Below are 20,453 nucleotides of genomic sequence, written 5' to 3' on the forward strand. Positions count from 1 at the left end.
CGGGGGGCGGGGGCCACCCCCCCCGCCCGGCGAACGCGGGGCGGCTGCGCGGGGGGCCCCCGCGGGGGGGGGGGGGGGCCCCCGGGGGGGGGGGGCCCCCCCCCCCCCGCGTCGGGGGGCAGCGGGTCGGGGGCAGCGGGTCGGGTCGGGGGGCAGCGGGTCCGATCAGCGGACCCGCTGCTGCCAGTGCGGGTCGCGGCCGAGCAGCAGCAGCGCCTGTTCGAGGGCGGTCGCCTCGGTGGTGGCCGGCCGAACGGGGGCGAAGGCACGGCCGGGGGCGCGGGCGGCGGGGTCGTTCGGGACCAGTTCGGCGATGTTCAGCAGCAGCGCGGCCAGGTCCGGCCCGAGCTCGAAGGGCAGGCCGATGGTGACCGCCAGGTCCCAGGCGTGCACCAGGGTGTCCAGCAGGTGGAAGCCGATCGCCTGGGTGGCCGGGAAGGCGTGGCCCGGCAGGATCTCCGGCAGCTCGACCGTCGCACCGGTGGCCTCGGCCGCGGCGAAGGCCTCGGCCAACTCGCTCGCGGAGTCGGCGAAGGCGGCAAGGGCAGCGCCGGCCGCGCCCGGGCCGGCGACCAGCGGCCGGTCGGCCCAGACCGCGGGATCGGCGCCCTGGCCGCGGGCGGCCGCCGCGAAGCCGTACTACTGGCCGATCACATGCGCCAGCAGCCGGCGCAGCGCCCAGTCGCCGCACGGGGTGGGCAGGTCCAGGTGTTCGGGGCGGATGGCGGCCACCACGGGCGCGGCGAGGGCGAGCGCGCGGGCGTGGGCCGGGGCGAGGGTGGTCGGGGTCGTCATGCGCGGTGCCTCCGTCAGCTGAGGGCCGGATGCGGGCTGCATGTCTGAAGCTAGCACGATCGTTCGGTCAGTTTTGGAGGAATGACAAATCGCTGCCGGATCGGCTCCGGTCGGGCGGTTCAGGCCGACGGCAGCAGCGACTCGTCCACCGCCTCCGAGCGGAGCAGCAGCAGCACCGCGCGCCTGGCCCGCGCGTACGGCACCTCGTCCTCGTGCAGCAGCGACATCGCGTTGGCGTACTCCAGGAAGCTGACCAGCTCGAAGGCGAGCTGCTCCAGGTCCGCGTCCGGGTGCAACTGCCCGGCCGCCCGGGCGGCTTCGAAGAGGTCGAGGACGATGCGGTGCCAGCGCCGGCTGCCCTCGGCGAGCACGTCGCGCACCCGACCCGGCTGCGCGTCGAACTCGGCACCCACCGCGTAGAAGAAGCAGCCGCCCGCGAAGACCCGGCCGCGCGAGTACTCCAGCCAGCGCTCCGCCAGTTCCCACAGCTGCCCGACCCCCGCCGACCGGCGGTGCACCGGCTCGATCACGGTGTCCCGGTAGATCCGCTGGGCGGCCCGCACGGTCGCCAGTTGCAGCTCCTCCTTGGAGCCGAAGAGCGCGAACACCCCGCTCTTGCTCAGCGACAGCTCGGTCGCCAGCCGCCCGAGCGAGAGCCCGCCCAGGCCCTCGACCGAGGCGATCGAGACGGCCCGGGCGAGCACCAGCCGCCGGGTCTCGTTGCCCTTCTGGACCCGGCCGTCGGTCGAATCGGCCCCGGCGTCGGCGCGCGGGACGTCAACGCCCGCGCCCGGCACCTGCGTCGTGTGCGTCGTGGGATCCGTCACTGCCCACCACCGTCTTCCCTGTGACCGACCGGCGACTGCTTTCCGGCCAGCGTAAAGCCTGATACGGATGGTGCGGCACCGCGCAACCTAGGTCCTGTACAGGACCTCAACCCCACAGACCCTCAGGAGCGCCGCATGTCCGCCAGCACCGCCCGCCCGGGTGGCCCCGACCCGATCGACCTGCTCGCCGTGGGCGACCTGCTCACCGACGAGGAGCGGTTGATCCGGGACACCGTCCGCCGGTTCACCGACGACCTGATCCGGCCGAACATCGCCGACTGGTTCGAGCGCGGCCACTTCCCGGCCCGCGAGCTGGCGCCCGAACTGGGCAAGCTGGGCCTGCTCGGCATGCACCTGGACGGCTACGGCTGCGCCGGGGCCGGCGCGGTGGCCTACGGGGTGGCGTGCCTGGAGGTGGAGGCGGCCGACTCGGGGCTGCGCAGCTTCGTCTCGGTGCAGGGCTCGCTGGCGATGCGGGCGATCCACGCCTTCGGCTCCGAGGAGCAGAAGCAGCGCTGGCTGCCGGAGCTGGCGGCCGGCCGGGCCATCGGCTGCTTCGCCCTGACCGAACCGGACTTCGGCTCCGACCCGGCCGGGATGCGGACCACCGCACGGCGCAAGGGCGCGGACTGGGTGCTCAGCGGCAGCAAGATGTGGATCACCAACGGGAGCGTGGCGGACGTCGCCGTGGTCTGGGCGCAGACCGAGGACGGGGTGCGCGGGTTCGTGGTGCCCACCGACACGCCCGGTTTCACCGCCACCGACGTGCACGGCAAGCTCTCGCTGCGGGCCTCGGTGACCAGCGGGCTGAGCTTCGACGAGGTGCTGCTGCCGGGCAGTGCGGTGCTGCCCGGGGTCAGCGGGCTGCGCGGACCGCTCTCCTGCCTCAACGAGGCCCGGTACGGGATCCTCTGGGGCACGGTGGGCGCGGCCCGGGACTGCTACCAGAGCGCGCTCGACTACGCGAAGAGCCGGGTGCAGTTCGGCCGCCCGATCGCGGCCTTCCAGCTCACCCAGGAGAAGCTGGTGGAGATGGCGCTGGAACTGGAGAAGGCCTACCTGGTCGCCTGGCGGATCGGGCGGCTGAAGGAGGAGGGCCGGGCGAAGGCGGCGCAGGTGAGCTTCGGCAAGCTCAACAACGTGCGCACCGCGCTGGAGATCGCGCGCAGTGCCCGGACGGTGCTGGGCGCGAACGGGATCACCACGGACTACCCGGTGCTGCGGCACGCCAACAACCTGGAGTCGGTGCTGACTTACGAGGGGACCAGCGAGATCCACACGCTGGTGCTGGGCGAGGCGATCACCGGGGAGTCGGCCTACCGCTGAGGCGTCATGGGGTCATCGGGTCATCGTAGGCAGGGCCGCCCCACCTACGATGACCCCATGAGCAACGGCATGCAGATCCCAGGTGCGAACCACACGCAGCAGCCGGTCACCGAGGAGCGGCTGGAGATCGCCGCCGGGATCCTCGCACTGCTCGCCGACCGCACCCGCCTCTCGCTGCTGCACCGTCTCGGCGAGGGCGAGGCCGACGTCACCACGCTCACCGAGGCCTGCAACGCGGCGCGCACCTCGGTCAGCCAGCACCTCGCCAAGCTGCGACTGGCCGGCCTGGTGACCACCCGCAAGGACGGCCGCCGGGTCGTCTACGCGCTGCGGCACGGGCACCTGCGCCGCCTGGTGGACGAGGCGTTGAACGTCGCCGACCACGAGATCGGCTCGCTGCCCGCGCACGACTGAGCCCGACCACGACCTCCGCAGGCAACCGCGATCCCGATCCGCCAACATGTGCACAGGTGCTGACATGTTGGTTATGATGCTCGGGTCACCGTGTCGTCGGCCCGCGAGGGACGCCATGCTGTCCGTGCTCCGCCACCGCACCTATCGCCACCTCTTCGCCGCCCAGGTCATCGCCCTGGTCGGGACCGGCCTCGCGACGGTCGCGCTCAGCCTGCTCGCGTACGACATCGCGGGCGCGAACGCCGGCTCGGTACTGGGGACGGCACTGGCGATCAAGATGGTCGCGTTCGTCGGCCTCGCGCCGCTGATCAGCGCCTACGCCCACCAGCTGCCCCGGCGGCTGCTACTGGTCGGTGCCGACCTGATCCGGGCCGCGGTGGCCGTGCTGCTGCCGTTCGTCGACCAGGTCTGGCAGGTCTATCTGCTGATCTTCCTGCTGCAGGCCGCCTCAGCCGCCTTCACTCCGGCCTTCCAGTCGGTCATCCCCGAAGTGCTGCCCGCCGAGCGCGACTACACCCGCGCGCTGTCGCTCTCCAGCCTCGCCTACGACCTGGAGAGCCTCTTCAGCCCCGCCCTCGCGGCGGGCCTGATCACCGTGGTCAGCTACCACCAGCTCTTCCTCGGCACCACGGCCGGCTTCCTCGCCTCGGCCTCGCTGGTCGTCTCGGTCGCGCTGCCCAAGCCGCTGCGGGCGCCGGTCGAAGGGGGCCCGCTGGCCCGGGCCGGCCACGGCGCCCGGCTGTTCTGGGGCACCCCGCGGCTGCGGGCCCTGCTCGCGCTCAACCTGACGGTGGCGGCCGGCGGGGCGCTCGTCTTCGTCAACACCATCGTCTACGTCCGCGACCACCTGCACCGCGCCGCCGCCGACGTCCCGTTCGCGCTCGGCGCCTACGGCGCGGGCTCGATGACGGCCGCCCTGCTGCTGCCCCGGGCACTGGACCGGGCCCGGGAGCGCACCGTGATGCTGCCCGCCGGCTGGGCCATCACCGGGCTGCTGTGCGGACCGCTCGCCCTGCTCAGCGCCACCGGACGGGGTGCCTGGCAGTGGCCGCTGCTGCTGGCCGGCTGGGCCGCGCTGGGCGCGGCCGGCGCGGTGATCAACGCACCGGCCGGGCGGCTGATCCGCCGCTGCACCACACCGGAGCAGCGGGCCGACGCGTTCGCCGCCCAGTTCTCCCTCTCGCACAGCTGCTGGCTGCTCACCTACCCGCTGGCCGGCTGGCTGGGCGCGCGGTCGGGCCTGCTCGCCGCCGATCTGGCACTCGGCGCGCTCGCACTGATCGGCACGGTGGGCGCCGTCCGCGTCTGGCCGGCCGGTGCGGGTCAGGACGAGCCGTCGGCCACCGGCCCGGTCCGCTCCGCCGACTTCGGCACCGCCCGGGCCAGCGCGTCGATCACCCGGCGGACGTCGGCCTCGGTCGTCCGCCAGTTGCTGAACGCCGCCCGCAGCGCGGGCACCCCCTGATGGACCGTGGGCGTCAGGAACACCTCCGCCGCCACCGCCTGGGCCAGTTCGGCCAGCCGCTCGGCGGTGGGGTCCGCGGCGAGCGTGAAGCAGACGACGTTCAGCCGCACCGGTGCCAGCAGCCGCAGCCCCTCGATGTCCGCCACCGCCTCCCCCAGCGCCCGCGCGCCCGCCACGCACCGCTCGACGATCTCCCGGTGCCCCGCCCGCCCGTAGGCGCGCAGCGTGAACCAGGCGGCGAGCGCGCGCAGCCGATGTGAGTTCTCCGGGGTGAGGTGCACCAGATCGGGGTGCTCGCCGACAGGGCCGAGGTAGGCGGCGGCGTTGCGGAACACCCGCGCCTGCAGGTCGGGGCGGCGGGTGAACTGCACCGCGCTGTCGTACGGCACGTTCAGCCACTTGTGCAGGTCGACGCAGACCGAGTCGGCCAGGTCGAGGCCGTCCACCAGGTGCGCGTGGTCCGGGGAGAGCGCGGCGAAGGCCCCGAAGGCGGCGTCCACATGCAGCCAGAAGTCGTACCGCGCACGCAGCGCGGCGATCGCCCGCAGCTCGTCGAAATCGACCGTGTTGACCGTCCCGGCGTTGGCCACCACCACGCACGGTCCCGGCTGCCGCCCCAACTCCCGCTCCAGCGCGGCGAGATCGACGGCCTCTCGGCCCGGCAGCGTGGCCACCGGAAGCAGCGCGCCACGGCCCAGGCCCAGCATCGCCAGCCCCTTGCCGACGCTGGAATGCGCGCTGCCCGACAGCACCCGCACCCGTCCGAGCGCGCCCACCCCGTCCTGCGCCACGCTCACCCCGAGCCGTTCCCCCAGCCACTCGCGGGCGATCGCCAGGCCGACCGTGTTCGCCATGGTGGCCCCGCTGACGAAGGCTCCGTGGTGGTCGGCGCAGAGCCCGAAGAACTCCCGCAGCCACCCGACGGTCTCGCGCTCCAGCCGCTGCCCGGCCGGATCCAGCGAGGAGTTGGAGTTCTGGTCGAAGGTCGCGGTCAACCAGTCCCCGGCCAGCGCGGCCGGCGTGGCCCCACCGGTGACGAAGCCCAGGTAGCGCGGCCCCGCGCCGGCCGACAGGCTCCCCTCCCAGCGCTGCGCGAACTGCGCCAGCGCCGCCCGCAGTCCGACCCCCGACCCGGCGAGCGGCAGCGGCCCGGGCACCCGCTGCGCAGGCAGCACCGGCCGCTCGGCCAGCCCGTCCACGTAGGCGACGGCATGCTGCCGCGTCTCCTCCAGCAGCTGCGGCAACTGCTCCAGGTCCGCCTTGAGTTGTGGATGCACAGGAACCTCCGTCGCGCCCCGACCGATCGACTGCGTCCTGACGCTACCGAGGCCGGGCGCACCCGTCCGGGGCCAATCGCGGGAAATTGGACTGCCGCCTTCCGCGCACGACGGCATAATCGTCCAAGCAGCCACCAGCAGGACCGAGGGAACCAGAGATGTCCGAACCGCCCACCAGGGACCAGGCGGCCGAGGCCGTCGTGCTCGACCGCCGCGAGGGCCCGTACGGTGAGGTGGTGCTGCGCCGGCGGGGCGTGGACCACGAGATCATCGCCAACGGCTGCTTCCTGATGGACACCGCGGACGGCCGCTCCGAACGCCTGCTGATCGACGCCGCGTTGGAGCGGCTGACCGCGGCCCGCCCCGCCGTGCTGATCGGCGGCCTGGGCGTGGGCTTCTCGCTCGCGCACGCGGCGGCCGAACCGCGCTGGGGCCGGATCGTGGTGGCCGAGCGGGAGGCGGCGATCATCGACTGGCACCGGGCCGGGCCGCTCGGCGCCATCTCGGCGCGCGCGCTGGCCGATCCGCGGGTGGCGATCCTGCAGACCGACCTGGTCGAGTACCTCGCCGGCACCTCGGACCGCTACGACGCGCTCTGCCTCGACATCGACAACGGCCCCGACTGGACGGTCACCGAGGCCAACTCCGGCCTCTACGGCCCGCACGGCCTGGCCGACGCCCGGGCTCGGCTGAACCCCGGTGGCATCCTCGCGGTCTGGAGCGCACAGCCCTCACCGGCCTTCGAAGCCGCCCTGCGCACAGCCGGGTTCACCGACGTCCATACTCTGGAGATCGCGGTCAGCCGCGGCGTGCCGGATGTGGTCCACCTGGCCCGCCGGACCTGACGCCCGGTCAACCTCCTCACACCCTCCGGGAGTACGGATGTCCCCGTCCCACCCTGTCCTCGCGGATCTGCCCGGCGTCTGGCGGCGCACGCTCGCGCGCGAAGCGGACGGCTCGACGGATCGGGTCACCGACGCCGTCTGGATCCAGGGCCCCTCGATCTTCGCGGACCTGCGCCAGCCGCCCGGCCTGCCGGACCTGGTCGGCGACGCGCACCCGAGCGAGCTGGACCGCCCGCTCCTGCTGGCGCTGTGCGAGCAGAAGGCGTTCGCCGGCACTCTGAGTGCGGACGACGGGGCGTTCGGCTGGCTCCGCCGGATCGACCTGCACCCGCCGGCCGCGCTGCCCGACGCGGGCACCCTGCGGTGGCAGGACGGCGTGCTCGTCGAGGAGGGCGTGCACGAGGACTACCTGGAGCACTGGGAACCCGTCGAGCGCGGCGGCACGGCGGCCGTCCTGCTGGAGGATCCGGCGGAGGGCAGCACGGGCCTGCTGGTCCGCGCGGGCTCCTGGTTCGGCTACGCCAGGGACCGCTCCGGACCGCTGCCCGCACCCCTGGTCCCGCTGCGCGAGCAGGTCCTCGGCTGCGCCGACCGGGCCGCGGCGGCCGCGCTGCTGGACTGCGAGGTCTCGATCGGCCGAGTGCACGCGGACCAGGTCGGCGGGGAGCGCTGGGAGATCCTCCGCTCCACCTTGCCGCACCGCGTCGGGAGCCACCTGCAGCCCGAGCTGGGCGGGGCCGGCGACGGGCTGCTGATCCGCGACACGGATCCGCAGCGCCGGCCCCGGCCGCGCGCCTGGCGACCGGCCCGGCTGGAAGGCCCGTCGACGCTGTTGACGATCACCGCCGCACCCTGCTGAGCAGGGCCGGCCAGCGGCTGCCGCCCGGCACCACGAACGCGCCGGGCGGCGTCCACTCAGTCCGGCACACCACCGGCCGGCCAAGGCGCCGGGTGCGGCGAGAAGTTGGGCCGCTGCCTGGTGGGCTCGTAACGGCGCTGCCACACCGGGGTGGTGGACCCGCTGGTGGCGGGCACGATGGCGGACCAGTCGGCCGGGCAGCTGCGGCCGTTCTTCTGCTCGCGTTCCTCGTGGCGGACGAACTGCTTGGTGGCGAAGTGGTGGTCGATGATGGAGACACCGGCCTGGTCGTACGAGTGCAGCACCGCCGCGGTGAGTTCCAGCAGCGCGCGGTCCCGCCACAGCGTCCGGTCCCGTCCGGTGTCCAGTCCCATGCCCCGGGCGATCGCCGGCAGTTTGTCGTAGCGGTTGGTGTCGGACAGGTTGCGCGCGCCGATCTCGGTGCAGGTGTACCAGGCGCTGAACGGCGCCAACGGGTAGCGCAGGCCGCCCAGTTCCAGCACCTGGTCGGAGATCGTCGGGAAGGCGTGCCAGCGCAGCCCGAGTTGCTCGAACCACGGATGGTCCGGGTGACTGATCCGCACCTCGGGCACCGCGTCGGCGGGCAGTTCGAAGAACCTCGGCTCGCGCCCCGGCCACTGGATGACCAGCGGCAGCACGTCGTACTCCGTGCCCGGGCCACGCCAGCCGAGTCGCCGCGCGGTCTCGGTCAGCCGCACCGTCTCGGGGTCGCCCAGCACCGACCCGTCCGGCTGCCGGTAGCCCGCGTAGCGGATCAACTGCCCGTTCCAGACCCGCGGCCCGGGACGATCCGGCTCGTCGGGGGCGAAGAGGCTCAGCAGCAGCTTGATCCGTCCGCCGTTCCAGCTCAGCCGCAGATGCTCCACCAGCGCCTCGAACAGCTCGCCCTCGTCCCCGCCACCGCCGACCTCGCGGCAGTCCCGGACCTCCAGCGCCTTCCAGTAGAACTTCCCGATGCACTGCGGGTTGTTCCGCCAGGCGATCCGCGTCCCGTGCAGCAGCTCATCCGTCGTCTGGCGATAACTCCCCCGCCCCGCCAACTCCTCCCGCACCACCCGCAGCCGCTGCTCCGCGTCCGCGGGCGCCAGGTGCCCCTCGGCGGCGAGTTGGCGCAGCAGCTCGGCGGCCTCGGCGGTCGCCGCGTGATCGAGCGGAGCGGAAGGTGAGGACGGTGGTGCGAACGCGCCTGCGCTTGTCACGATGGGTCCCCTGTCAACGACGACGTATGGATGTCCACCCCCGTGAACGGCACGGTGTGGACATCCAGTTCACCTGTACGAAACATCCGGCCGCCGTCGAACGCTAGCCCAACGGGTAGACGAAACCGAGCCCGCAGGCCGTCCTTTGATAGAACCCATGCACACGTCAGAAGTTGACCGGACGACGGGAATCGGCCACCACCTGAACCCACGATCTAGAAAGTGTCATATGTGAAATGATACTTTCGCTGAGAAGCGGACCACGACGAACGGGGAGCGTGCGGTGGAGCAGCAGGGCGGGTTGCGCGGCGTCGGGAGCCACGATCGCGCGGTGCCGGCCGCGTTGGCCGAATCCTTCCGCCAGGGGTGGGCGGACAGCAGCCGGAAACTGCCGCCCGTGCCCGGGGCGTTGTACGCGGCCGAGCGGCGCGCGGCGGTCTCCGAGCGGTTCCCCGGCGAGCGGATCATCGTCCCCTCGGGTGGGCTCAAGGCCCGGAGCAACGACTTCGACTACCCGTTCAGGCCGCACTCCGCGTTCATCCATCTCACCGCCGAGCAGGCGACGCAGGCGGTTCCCGACAGCGTCCTCGTCTTCGAGCCCACCGGGACGGGCCACGCGGTCACCCTGTTCACCCGGCCGCGCTCGCGGCGCGACGGCGGGGCGGACCCGGCGGCGTTCTACCGCGACCGGCGGCACGGCGAGTTCTGGGTCGGGCGGCGCCGGACGCTGTCGGAGACCGCCGACGCCTTCCGCGTCGAGGCCGCCGAACGCGACGACCTGGAACGGGCCCTGGCCGGGAACGTGCCGACCCGGGTGCTGCGCGGCGAGGACGCGCTGGTCGACGCGCTGGTGCCGCCGGCTCCCCAGGCCGAGGCCGAACTGGCCACCTTCCTCTCGGAGTTGCGGCTGGTCAAGGACGCGTGGGAGATCGAGCAGCTGCGCGCCGCCGTGGGGTCCACGGTCGCCGGGTTCCACGACGTCGCCGGCGAGCTGCGCCACGCCACCGGCCTCGAACGGGGCGAGCGCTGGATCGAGGGCACCTTCAACCGGCGGGCCCGGCTGGACGGTTACGGCCTGGGCTTCGAGACCATCGCGGCGGCCGGGGCACACGCCTGCGTGCTGCACTGGATGCGCAACGACGGTCCGGTGCGGGACGGGGACCTGCTGCTGCTGGACGCCGGTGTCGAAGCCGACTCCTGCTACACCGGCGACGTCACCCGGACGCTGCCGGTCAGCGGACGCTTCACCGACGTTCAACGCCGGGTCTACGACCTGGTCTTCGCCGCCCAGTCGGCGGGCATCGCCGCGCTGCGGCCCGGCGCGCGGTTCGGCGACTTCCACGACGCCGCGACGAGCGTCATCGTCGAAGGCCTCGACAGCTGGGGCCTGCGACCCGGCGGCGACGCGGTGCCGGCCGACACCGCCCTGTACGGCCGGTACACCGTCTGCGGTTCGGGCCACATGCTCGGCCTGGACTGCCACGACTGCGCGAGTGCCCGCCAACAGCGCTACCTGGACGGCGTGCTGGAGCCCGGCCACGTCCTCACCGTCGAACCCGGCCTGTACTTCCAGCCCGACGATCTGACGATCCCCGAGGAACTGCGCGGCATCGGCGTCCGGATCGAGGACGACTTCCTCATCACGGCCGACGGCGCAACGTGCCTGTCCGCCGGCCTGCCGCGCGACGCGGACGAGGTCGAGGCCTGGATAGCGTCGCGGAGATGACCGCGCGCAGCCCGCTGGTGGACCGGGTCTGCGGAGAACTGCGGCAGGTCGGCGCGGTGGCGGTGGTCGGGCCCACCGGGTTCGGCAAGTCCGCGGTGCTGGACGCCGTGTGCACGGCCTGGCAGGCGGCCGGGGATCCGGTGGTCCGGCTCAGCTCCGCGCCCGCCGACGCGCACATCGCCTACGCGCCCCTGGTGGACCTGTTCACCGCCTGTCCGGCCGAGGTGTCCGGCGAGCTGTCGGAGCTCCAGCGCTCGGCGATCGACTGGGTCATGCGGCGCGTCGTCGGGCCCGAACCCGACGCCACGACCCTGCGCGTCACGGTCCTGTCCTGCCTGCAGGCCTGGGGGCGCCGGGCCCGGCCGCTGCTGGCCGCCGACGAGGTGCACTGGTGGGGGCCGGGCAGCCTGGACGTCTTCCGGTTCGCCGCGCGGCGCAGCCGGGGCAGCGTCTCGCTGCTGGCGGCGCTGCGGCCGGACGGCCCGGCGGCCCACGACGTGCTCGGCGGCGGCGCGGTCGAGATCGGGATCCCCACGCTCAGCCCGCAGGAGTCGGCGGCCCTCGTACGGGCGTTGGGGCTCCCGCTGCGGACCGCGGGCCGGATCCACGCCGCGACCGGCGGCAACCCGCGCCTGGTCTCGGACATCGCCGCCGGACTGGCCAGGACCGGGACATCCGCGCCGACGCTGCACGTCCAGCCGCTGGCCCCGTTCGCGCGCAAGGCGACGCATGCCTGGCTGGCCGACCTGGCCGAAGGGGTGCGGCCGGTGCTGCTGCTGGCGGCCCTCGCGGCCGATCCGTCGCTCGACGCCGTCCGGCGCGCCGCCGGGCCACCGGCCGACGCGGCGCTGGCGGCCGCCGAGGCCGCCGGGCTGGTCCGGGTGACCGACGCCACCGTGCTCTTCCCGGCACCCGTCGTGCGGGAGAGCCTGGTCGCCGAAGCCGGCGACGAGGCGGTGCGCCGAGCCCATCACCTACTGGCGACGGCCTCGGCCGAGCCGGACGACCGGGCCTGGCACGAGGCGTCCGCGCTGGCCCCGGCCGAGCTCCCGGCCCGCCTGGTCGCCACGCTGGCCGACGCCGCCGGGGCCGCGCGGGAGCGCGGCGACCGCGCCCGGGCCGCGGAGTTCGGCCTGCTGGCGGGCGACCGCGTCGGCGGCGCCCGGCCCGACCTGCTGGTCGCGGCCGCCCGGGACGCCGAGGCGGCCGGGCGCCTGGACCTCGCGTGGACCGCCATGGAGCGGCTGGCCCGGACCGGGGCCGACGCCACCGCGCGGGCCCGGGCCCGGATCGCCGTCGTCGACGCCGCCGGGCGGGGCGCCGCGCTGCTGAAGGACATCGCGGCCCAAGCCCTGGCCGACGCCACCGCCGGCGACGAGCCGGCGCTGATCTCGGCGGCGCACCTGCGGCTGGCCTGGAGCACGCACCTGAACCGGGGCTTCAACGCCGAGGCCGTGACGCACGCCCGCGACGCCGTCGCGTGGGCGGAGCGGGCCGGCGACCCGGAATCCCGCGCCGCCGCCCTGAGCCTGATCGCCCGGCTCGAACAGGGCCGGGGCTCGCCGGACCGTACCGCGGCTCTCCCCCTCACCCTGGGCCCGGGCGCGGCGGGCCGCGATGCCGACCGGCTCGACCGGCGCGCCGATCCGCGGCGGGCCGCCGTCCGCTTCGCCCTGCTGGACGACCAACTGGCCGACGCCGGGCGACTGCTCGACGAGCTGCGCCCGGTGGTCGGACGGGTCGGCGGCCGCGCCGATCTGCTCTGGCTGCTGGGCCGCTCCGTCCACCTCCACGCACAGCGCGGTGCAGGCCGGCTCGCCCGCGAGGAGGCCGGCCGGATGCTGGCCCTGGCCCGCGAGCTGGGCGCCTCGCCCGGTCCGCCCTGGTACGCCGCGGCGAGTGCCGAACTCGTGGGCGGCTCCCTGGAACAGGCGCTCGCCTACGCGGGGCTCGGCCTGACGGCCGCTCAGGAGGAGACCGACCTGGTCCTCGCCGCGCACTGCCTGCACCTGTCCGGCCTGACGCGGCTGCTGCTGCGGGACACCGCCGGGGCGCTGGCGGATCTGCTCCGGGTCCGGGATCTGGTGCGGGACCTGGCCGTCGGGGATCCGGCGGTGATCCGCTACGACGCCGATCTCGCCGAGGCCCTGGTCGCCGCCGGGGATCTGGCGGCCGCCACCCGGACCGTCGCCGCCGCCCGGCGCCGGGCCGAGGAGCTGGGGCGGCGCGGCGTGCTGGCCTCGCTCGACCGGGCCGAGGCGCTGTGCCGCACGGCGGCCGGCGAGTTCGGGCCGGCCGAGGAGCTGCTGGTCCGCGCGCTCGACGCCTTCGAGCAGCTGGGATATCCGCTGGAGCGCGGCCGGGTGCTGCTGACCCGCTCGGCCGTCGAGCGACGGCGCCGGCATCCGGCCCGCGCCAGGGCACTGCAGGCCGCGGCCGAGGCGGTGTTCCGCGAGGCGGGCGCGCCGCTGTGGGGGCCGGGCAGGGCGGAGCACAGCGGGGCACCGTCCTGGCTGGCGGGTCTGACGGACGCGGAGAAGCGGATCGCCGAGCTGGTCGCCGACGGGTACGGCAACCGGGACATCGCGGCGGCCCAGTACGTCAGCGTCAAGACCGTCGAGGCGGTGCTGACCCGGATCTACCGCAAGCTCGAGGTGCGCTCGCGGGTCCAACTGGTGGCGCTCGCCCGCAAGGACGAGCGCCACTCGGACCGGTGAACCCCAACCGCCGCCCGCCGCCGGTCGGTTCGGCCGGTCGGTTCAGCCGGTCGGTTCAGCCGGAGTACCAGCCGACGGTGCCCAGGATGCTCGAATCCCCCGGCCGAGCCGCGGCGTTCCGCGGATCGGGAACCTCGTAACGCACCGAGCAGCCGGACATCCGGCCGCCGATGACCAGCGGGCCGAACACCGCACGGGTCGAGATGCCCAGGTACTCGCCGCGCTCGCAGTCGAGCACGTCCGCGCCGATCTCGGCACTGTGGACGGTCTCCTGGGCGATCCAGGTGCCGGCCCGCCTGGCCTTGGCGATGACCGCCTCCCACGCGGCCGCGCCGGTGCGGGAGCCGAGATGCACGTCGGCCCGTTGGTCGCCGTCGGAGCGCTTCAGCACGAAGTCCGCCCGCCGGCTCACCAGCAGATCGGTCAACTTCCAGGTCTCGCCCTGGTATTCCACCCGTTCCTCGCGGATCCCCCGCGACCAGGGGAGGTACGTCCGGACGAACTCCCTTTCCCGGTCGGTCATCCAGTCCGCTCCCGTGGAGAGCACGGCGAACAGCTGCTTGTTCGCCACCTGGTAGGAACTCTGCGGCGACAGCACCAGGGCGCCGCACTTCCTGATCCGCAGCAGCGGGCCCAGGTCCCGCCCCGCGTCGAGCCACTCCTGCGGCACCATCCGCTCCAGCACCAGCGGAAAGTCGCCCGCGCGGGTGTCGAGGGCGGCGGCGAACTCGTCCGCCTCGAAGTACTCCGCCATGATCCCCGCCGTCCGCAGGGCGTCGATCTCGATCTCGTAGTACCGGCGGCTGCGCACGCCGACGTCCGCGAGGTGGCCGACCAGCGCCACCCGCGGCTCCAGGCCGTGCTCCGCGAGGACGGCGTGGAGCAACGCGTTGCGCGCGGTCAGCGGATCCGCGAGGGTGACGGAGCCCGACGCCTGGCCGGGCAGCAGCTGCCGCCACACCTCGTTGAGGAGGTGGGTGTAGACCTGGCCGCCGGTGGCCGAGCAGAAGTTGAACTCGATGAACTTCCAGCCGGATTCCGTGAGGATCAGGTCCGGTCGCCCGATGGCCGTCGCGTACGTCCGCTCGACCTCCTCGTCCCCGTAGAAGGCCGTCAGCCGTTCGTCGAGGCCCAGCGCCCGGTGCCGGGCCGCGCAGTCGTCGCCCAGGCTCCAGGCCGCTCGCCGCAGCAGGTCGACGAGGCGGCCGGCCGCGCTCTCCAGTTCGGCACCGCGGGCGGCCGGCAGCAGGACGGGCCCGGCCGGGGCGATCCGATCGAACCAGAAGCTGCGGAAGCCTCGGAACTGGTGGTCGAACGCGTTGAGCAGCAGCCGGGGATCAGCGGCGGTGATCAGCTGTGGAGCCGTCGAGCTGTGGTCCATGCGCTACTCCTGGGATGCGGTCAGGGCGGGCCGGGTGTCGCGCCGGCCGAACTCGGCCTCCAGCGCGGTGCCCGCCCGGAACAGGCTCGCCTCGCCGAACCGGGGCCCGACCAGTTGCAGCCCGATCGGTAGGCCGTTCCCGGCGAACCCGAGGGGCAGGGACATGGCCGGGTGTCCGGTGAGCGCGAACGGGATGGTCTGCATGTCGTTGGCCAGCCTGGGCGGCGGCCAGTTGACGGGGAAGTCGTCGAACCGGGCCGCGGTGGTCTGGCCGCAGGCGGTGATCAGCACGTCGTGGTCGGCGAAGACCCGCCGGTCGAGCGCTGCGGCGAGCCCGCGGCGCACCTCCAACGCGCGCAGCAGATCGCTCGCGCCGACCCCGGCGCCGGGCATCAGCTTCTGGTAGGTGAAGCGGCCGAACTCCCGGGGCGCGGCACGCAGGTTGGCCTCGTGCACGGCGAACCCCTCGGCCGCCAGGATGATCCGGCCGCAGGCGTTGAACACCTCGTACGGCGGCAGCTCGCACTCCTCGACGATCGCGCCGAGCTTGTCGAGGTGGGCCAGCGCCCGCTCGATGGCCTCGGTGATCTCCGGCAGGGTCGCCGGATCCGCGCCGTACCAGGCGGTCGAGTACGCCACCCGCAGCCCCCGGACGTCCCCGGTCAGCCCGGTCAGCCCGGAGCGGACGTCCGGCACCGGCGCGTCACGGGTGCGCGGATCGCGCGGATCGGGCCCGGCGACGACCTGGAACGCGGCGGCGGTGTCGGCCACCGTCCAGCCCAGCGGCCCGAAATGGTCCATGGTGTGCGACAGCGGGGTGGCGCCGTGTCCGGACACGGCGCCGTAGGTCGGCTTCAGCGCGACGGTCCCGCAGTGGAACGCCGGGCCGCGCATCGAGCCGGCGGTGTCGGATCCGAACGCCACCCGCAGGAACCCGGCGGCCACGGCGACCCCAGCACCCGAGGACGAACCGCTGGGAATGTGCTCGCCGTTCCAGGGATTGCGGGCCGGCGGGAAGGGCAGGTCCGCGCTCGGCCCGCCGAGCGCGAACTCATAGGTGGCCAGCTTGCCGAGCAGCACGCCGCCGCCGGCCCGCAGCCGGGCCTCGACCGCGCTGTCCTGCGCGGCGACGTCCGAGAGCGTCAGCCACGACTGGTTGGTGGTGGGCAGGCCCTCGGCCGCGAAGACGTCCTTCAGCGCGTACGGGATCCCGTGCAACGGCCCGCGGTCGACGCCTTCGCGCAACTCCCGGTCGGCCTGCCGCGCCCGCCGCAGGGCCAGGTCCCGGGTGACCAGCACGAAGGAGTGCAGCTCCTGGTCGTAGGCCTCGATCAGGCCCAGCGCGTGCTCCACCAGTTGCACCGAGCTGATCGCCCCGGTGCGCAGCAGCGCTCCGGCCCGCGCGACGGACAGCTCGGCGAGGGCGCCGGGTCCGGCGGTGTCGAGCTCAGACATCCGCGATCTCCACGGTGCGCAGCAGCTCCATCATCGCCCGCAGCGGGCGGTAGCCGGCCAGCACACCGGGTGCCAGGTCCGGCGGCATCTCGATGCCGAGCCGTGCGAGGGTGACCGCGAACTCGTGCGCTGCGGTGTCCTCTTCCTTGCCTGCCTTGCCTGCCTTGCCTGCCTTGCCGGTGGTTGCCACGTGCGGTCTTCCCTTCGATACGTTCAGCGGTGCGTGCGCCCCACCAGGTGCGCGCAGGTGATCAGGTCCAGCGAGGCGTGGCCGGTGGAGCTGAAGACGGTCGGGCGGCCGTCGAGCCCGGTGTGGCCACCGCTCTCCAGGGCCGCCAGGTCGATCGCCGTGCGGTGGATCTCGCCGGCCTCGGCGACGGCGGTCTCGATGTCCTCGACCACGAGCGTGGCGGCGGCCAGCAGCGAGTGCGGCAGCTCGCGCGACCGCGTGGTGTGCGCGCCCATGCAGTTGATGTGCACGTGCTCCGGCAGGTCGGTGGCGATCGGCAGCGGGAGCACGGACGTCGTCGCCGTGGCGATGACGTCCACCCCCGAGGTGGCCTCGGCGGCCGAGGCGCAGACCACGGCCCGGGCCCGGCCGGCCGCCCTGATCCGCTCGCAGAGCGCCTCGGCGTGCCCGGCGGTGCGGGAGTGGACCCGCACCCGGGTGATCTCCCGCACCGCCGAGACGCCGAGGTACTGCTGCCAGGCCTGGACCCCGGATCCGACGATGCCGAGGACCGAACTGTCCCGGGCCGCGCAGCGATCGGTGACCACGGCCGTGACGGCGGCGCACTTGAGGTTGGTGACGGCCGCGCCGTCCAGCACCGCCAGCAACTCCCCGGTCCTCGTCGAGAACACCGGGACCACGGAGGTCACGGTCGGTCCCGGCCCGTCGGTGATGGTGGCGGTCTTGGCGATGTAGAGCCCGAAGTCGGCGCAGACGGCGGGCATCACCAGGAACTTGGCGCCGTGCCCGTCCTCGACGACCTGCCGCAGCGGCACGGTCATCCGCCGCACCGCGCCGCCGCGCAGCGCGGTCCGGATCAGCTCGGCGACGGCGGTGACCTCGCCCGCCGCGTGTGCCACCGAGCGGACCAGGGTCATCCGAGTCCTGCCAGCGTCTCCAGCAGGTCGGTCGCGAACCGCTCGGTCAGCTCCGTCGGCATGTCGCCCCGCAGCATCATCCGCACGCCGGCCTGGCCCTGGGCCACGATCGGGAAGAACATCGCGGAGCAGTAGTAGCCGCGCCGGTAGAGCTCGGTGGACAGCCGCACCGCCCGGTCGTTGTCGCCGGTCACGACGAACTTGATGTGCGATCCGGTGCCCCGCAGGTCGTGCCCGCGCAGCCGTTCGTCGAACAGCTCGATGTTCCGGGCGAGTTGCCGCTGCCGCCGGCCGAGCTCCGGGCTCCGGTGGACTTCCAGGGCCCCCAGGGTGGTGCCGACCGCGGCGGTCCGCAGCCCCTGCGACCAGGCCAACGGCCCGGACCGGTAGAGGAGTTCGAAGATCTCGCGGTCGCCCATCATGGCGATGCCGCCGGTGCTGCCGAATGCCTTGGCGATCGAGGCGACCACGATCGTGCGGGAGTCGAGGACGTCGAACACCGTGCGCGCGTAGCCCTCGCCGCGCTCGCCCACCGTCGACAGCGAGTGCGAGTCGTCGAGGTAGACGAACAGGCCGTAGCGGTCCTGGAGTTCCCTGATCCCCGGCAGATCCGCCTGCCCGCCGACCGAGTAGACGCCTTCGCAGACGTAGGCGACCCGCGGGTACCGCTTGCAGATGTCCTCCAGGTACGCCATGTCGTCGTGCGGACAGGTCAGGACCAGCGTCTCGTCGGCGAGGATCGGCTTGAGGAAGTTCATCGAGAAGTGCGCGAACCGGTCGAAGACCACCACCAGCGGCTCGCTGCCGGTCAGATGACCGGAGGCCAGCAGCGGCAGGATCGCCGCGCTCAGCACGCCGCACGAGACCGACGGCAGCACCTGGGCGCCGAAGTGCTCGGCGAGCTCCTCCTCCAGCCGGTTCATGATCCCCAGGCGGATCCGGAACTCGCCCATGGACAGTCCGGTGATCCGCTCCTCGGCCAGCGCGGCGCGCCCCGCCTCGACCACCGCGGGGTGGCTGTTGAGCCCCAGGTACGAGCAGGACGACAGGTTGGCGAACTCGTGCCCGGTGCGGGTCTCGCGCAGCCGGTTCTGGCCGTCGACGGCCTCGACCACCAGGCCGAGCATCCCGTGCTCCTGGGCCAGACCCCAGGCGGCCTCGCTGGCCGGCACCATCTTCCGGTTGTTCCGGTACCGGTGCGGACCGGTGATCTGCTCGCTCATCGCCCGCCACCGGCCCGGGCGCGGAGCCAGCCGCCGAGCCGGGCGACGGCCTGGCGGGCCTTGCCCAGCCGCGCGTGGTGCAGATGCCACACGTGGACCATGCCGGGCCACACCTCCAACGTGCCGACGCACCCGGCGCGTTGGAGCGCGTCCGCGAACCGCTGCGCGTCGCTGAGCAGGACCTCGCGGCTGCCCACCTGGATGAGCACCGGCGGCAGACCGGCGAGATCCCCGTACAGCGGGGAGACGTAGGGGGTCGTCGGCTCGGTGCCCGCCAGGTAGGACTCGGCGACGAGTGCGACCACGTGGTGGCTGATCAGCGGGTCCTCGTCCGCCAGCGTGCGGTAGCTCTCCCCGGTGCCGGCCAGGTCGGTCCACGGCGACACGCAGGCCGCCGCGACCGGCAGCGGCAGCCCCAGGTCCCGGAGCCTGAGCAGCGTCGCGAGCACCAGGCCGCCGCCGGCCGAATCCCCCGTGAACACCACGTCCGCAGGGGCGAACCCGCTCGCCAGCAGGCCCTGGTAGGCGGCCAGCGCGTCGTCGAGCGCCGCCGGGTAGGGATGCTCGGGGGCCCGCCGGTAGTCCACGAAGAACATCGGGCAGTGGGCCGCCCGGGCGATCTCCGCCACCATCGCGCCGTGGCTGCGCAGCGATCCGTAGACGTAGCCGCCGCCGTGCAGGTAGAGCCCGATCCGGGCGCCCTCGGTGTTCGGCGGGGTCAGCAGGTAGCCGCCGGCGCGCTGTTCGACCAGGACGTCGGCGGCGATCGGCGCGCCCCAGGCGTCGTAGAACGCCCGGGCCTGGTCGATGTCGTCGGGCCAGTCGTCCGCCGAGAGCGCCGCCAGCAGCTCTTCGAGCTCCGCGACGTCGCTCCCGGACATGACCGGCACACCGGTTTCGGTGGAGGTCATCGCGACCCGGCCCCGCCCTCGGCGCCGACCGGGTCGATGCCGCGGTGGTAGCGCTCGCGCGCGGCCTCGTCCGGCACCTGAAGGCTGGGCGCGGGGATCTCCAGGTTGTAGTGCCGGTACCACTTCGCCAGCTCGACGCCCTCGGCGAACTGGTACTCCAGGTGCCGGATCGGGCGCCGGGCGGGCTTGCCCGGATCGACCGCGCGGGGCTCGGAGCCCGCGTGCGCCAACCCGCCGGCCACCTCGTTGAGCAGCACGACCAGCACCAGGTCCGCGGCGAGGTCGACGTCGACCGCGCCGGCGTAGCCGGCCAGGATCCGCTCGGCGTGCTCCTCCCGGACCGCGACGTTGAAGCTGTGCGGCATCAGCTCGATCAGGTCGGCCGCAGCCACCCCCGAGTCCGCGCAGTAGGCCCGGGTGTCGCAGACCACCGGAGTGCCGCCCTGGATGTTGGTGTTGGGCCCGTAGATGTTCCCGACGAACGGCGTGGCGGCGTCGAAGTGCACGCACTTGGTCGTCAGGAACTCGCGCTCGGTGGTGTGGTCGCCGTTCGGGGTGAAGTGCTTGTTCTTGTTGTAGCCGTCGACGTCCATCCCGGCGATCCGGTCGTAGTCCATCACGACCGGGCTGAAGGCGGCGACGTCCACCCGCGCGCCGAAGGCGCGGAACAGCGACTCCAGGTAGTCGCGGCCCACCGCCGCGTCCTGCTCCTGGTGGACGTCCAGCCCGTGGCTCGCCAGCGTCCGGGCGACGCCGTGGCAGACGGCGACGCCGTCCGCTTCGGTCACCAGCCGGACCAGTTCGGTGACGAGCTCGTCGCCGACGGCCCGCAGGCGGCCGTCGACCAGCTCGGTCGGGTGGGTGGAGACGTCGATGATCGCGTACTGCGGCAGGGTCTTCACTGG

General features: G+C 73.8%; 18 protein-coding genes and 1 pseudogene. 7 read left to right on the plus strand and 12 right to left on the minus strand.

The features are described from left to right. Window positions 1-165 precede the first annotated feature (165 nt). The 3 genes from ABH937_RS32755 to ABH937_RS32765 form a co-directional block, all read right to left on the minus strand. Window positions 166-513, minus strand: a complete 348-nt coding sequence (locus ABH937_RS32755; protein WP_370220300.1) for a hypothetical protein — start codon at window positions 511-513, stop codon at window positions 166-168. A gap of 126 nt (window positions 514-639) precedes the next feature. Next, a complete protein-coding gene (locus ABH937_RS32760; RefSeq protein WP_370220301.1) occupies window positions 640-795 on the minus strand; it encodes a maleylpyruvate isomerase N-terminal domain-containing protein in 156 nt (51 codons plus the stop codon). Between the two features lie 119 nt (window positions 796-914). Beyond that, window positions 915-1,592 (minus strand): TetR/AcrR family transcriptional regulator, encoded by a 678-nt coding sequence (locus ABH937_RS32765; RefSeq protein ID WP_280691804.1) that lies wholly within the window; start codon window positions 1,590-1,592, stop codon window positions 915-917. A 165-nt stretch (window positions 1,593-1,757) separates the two neighbouring features. On the opposite strand from ABH937_RS32765, the gene ABH937_RS32770 reads away from it, so the two are divergent. The 3 genes and pseudogenes from ABH937_RS32770 to ABH937_RS32780 all read left to right on the plus strand — a co-directional run. Then, window positions 1,758-2,948, plus strand: coding sequence for an acyl-CoA dehydrogenase family protein (locus ABH937_RS32770; RefSeq protein WP_280691771.1), 1,191 nt, complete (start codon window positions 1,758-1,760; stop codon window positions 2,946-2,948). 57 nt (window positions 2,949-3,005) lie between these two features. After that, a complete protein-coding gene (locus tag ABH937_RS32775) occupies window positions 3,006-3,362 on the plus strand; it encodes a metalloregulator ArsR/SmtB family transcription factor (RefSeq protein WP_280691770.1) in 357 nt (118 codons plus the stop codon). Between the two features lie 115 nt (window positions 3,363-3,477). Next, window positions 3,478-4,704: pseudogene (locus tag ABH937_RS32780) on the plus strand (MFS transporter); the annotation flags it as partial. Here the strand turns inward: ABH937_RS32780 and ABH937_RS32785 are convergent. After that, the gene (locus ABH937_RS32785; protein ID WP_370220302.1) at window positions 4,686-6,104 is read right to left on the minus strand and encodes an aspartate aminotransferase family protein; all 1,419 of its coding nucleotides are present in this window, start codon (window positions 6,102-6,104) and stop codon (window positions 4,686-4,688) included. The pseudogene ABH937_RS32780 and the gene ABH937_RS32785 overlap by 19 nt on opposite strands. Before the next feature lie 158 nt (window positions 6,105-6,262). Between ABH937_RS32785 and ABH937_RS32790 the strand changes: the two genes are divergently transcribed. After that, a complete protein-coding gene (locus ABH937_RS32790; protein ID WP_370220303.1) occupies window positions 6,263-6,949 on the plus strand; it encodes a spermidine synthase in 687 nt (228 codons plus the stop codon). Between the two features lie 37 nt (window positions 6,950-6,986). Beyond that, on the plus strand, window positions 6,987-7,808 hold the full coding sequence (locus tag ABH937_RS32795) for a hypothetical protein (protein ID WP_370220304.1): 822 nt from the start codon (window positions 6,987-6,989) through the stop codon (window positions 7,806-7,808). Window positions 7,809-7,864: 56 nt separating this feature from the next. Here the strand turns inward: ABH937_RS32795 and ABH937_RS32800 are convergent, their stop codons facing one another. Then, entirely contained in the window at window positions 7,865-9,028 is a 1,164-nt protein-coding gene (locus ABH937_RS32800; RefSeq protein ID WP_280691766.1) for a nitric oxide synthase oxygenase, read from the minus strand. 283 nt (window positions 9,029-9,311) lie between these two features. Here ABH937_RS32800 and ABH937_RS32805 point away from each other — a divergent pair, with 283 nt between their 5' ends. Next, entirely contained in the window at window positions 9,312-10,754 is a 1,443-nt protein-coding gene (locus tag ABH937_RS32805; protein WP_370220305.1) for an aminopeptidase P family protein, read from the plus strand. After that, window positions 10,751-13,471 (plus strand): LuxR C-terminal-related transcriptional regulator, encoded by a 2,721-nt coding sequence (locus ABH937_RS32810; protein ID WP_370220306.1) that lies wholly within the window; start codon window positions 10,751-10,753, stop codon window positions 13,469-13,471. Before ABH937_RS32805 ends, ABH937_RS32810 begins: the two co-directional genes overlap by 4 nt. A 55-nt stretch (window positions 13,472-13,526) precedes the next feature. Here ABH937_RS32810 and ABH937_RS32815 read toward each other — a convergent pair whose 3' ends face one another. From ABH937_RS32815 to ABH937_RS32845, 7 genes are read right to left on the minus strand one after another with little or no spacing between them, the layout of a single operon-like run. Next, on the minus strand, window positions 13,527-14,852 hold the full coding sequence (locus ABH937_RS32815; protein WP_280691764.1) for a hypothetical protein: 1,326 nt from the start codon (window positions 14,850-14,852) through the stop codon (window positions 13,527-13,529). 3 nt (window positions 14,853-14,855) lie between these two features. Next, window positions 14,856-16,307 carry an amidase gene (locus ABH937_RS32820; RefSeq protein WP_370220307.1) on the minus strand — a complete coding sequence of 484 codons (1,452 nt, stop codon included), beginning with the start codon at window positions 16,305-16,307 and terminating at the stop codon, window positions 14,856-14,858. After that, complete coding sequence (locus ABH937_RS32825) at window positions 16,300-16,497, minus strand: hypothetical protein (protein ID WP_280691762.1); 198 nt, start codon at window positions 16,495-16,497, stop codon at window positions 16,300-16,302. Before ABH937_RS32825 ends, ABH937_RS32820 begins: the two co-directional genes overlap by 8 nt. Window positions 16,498-16,520: 23 nt before the next feature. After that, the gene (locus ABH937_RS32830) at window positions 16,521-17,414 is read right to left on the minus strand and encodes an ornithine cyclodeaminase family protein (protein ID WP_280691761.1); all 894 of its coding nucleotides are present in this window, start codon (window positions 17,412-17,414) and stop codon (window positions 16,521-16,523) included. After that, complete coding sequence (locus ABH937_RS32835; RefSeq protein WP_280691760.1) at window positions 17,411-18,637, minus strand: aminotransferase class I/II-fold pyridoxal phosphate-dependent enzyme; 1,227 nt, start codon at window positions 18,635-18,637, stop codon at window positions 17,411-17,413. The genes ABH937_RS32830 and ABH937_RS32835 overlap by 4 nt, the downstream gene beginning before the upstream one ends. Then, a complete protein-coding gene (locus ABH937_RS32840; RefSeq protein WP_280691759.1) occupies window positions 18,634-19,548 on the minus strand; it encodes an alpha/beta hydrolase in 915 nt (304 codons plus the stop codon). The genes ABH937_RS32835 and ABH937_RS32840 overlap by 4 nt, the downstream gene beginning before the upstream one ends. Next, the gene (locus ABH937_RS32845; RefSeq protein ID WP_280691758.1) at window positions 19,545-20,450 is read right to left on the minus strand and encodes a hypothetical protein; all 906 of its coding nucleotides are present in this window, start codon (window positions 20,448-20,450) and stop codon (window positions 19,545-19,547) included. Before ABH937_RS32845 ends, ABH937_RS32840 begins: the two co-directional genes overlap by 4 nt. Window positions 20,451-20,453 lie beyond the last annotated feature (3 nt).

Source organism: Kitasatospora sp. GAS1066B (assembly GCF_041262605.1).
In the GTDB taxonomy this organism is placed as follows: domain Bacteria; phylum Actinomycetota; class Actinomycetes; order Streptomycetales; family Streptomycetaceae; genus Kitasatospora.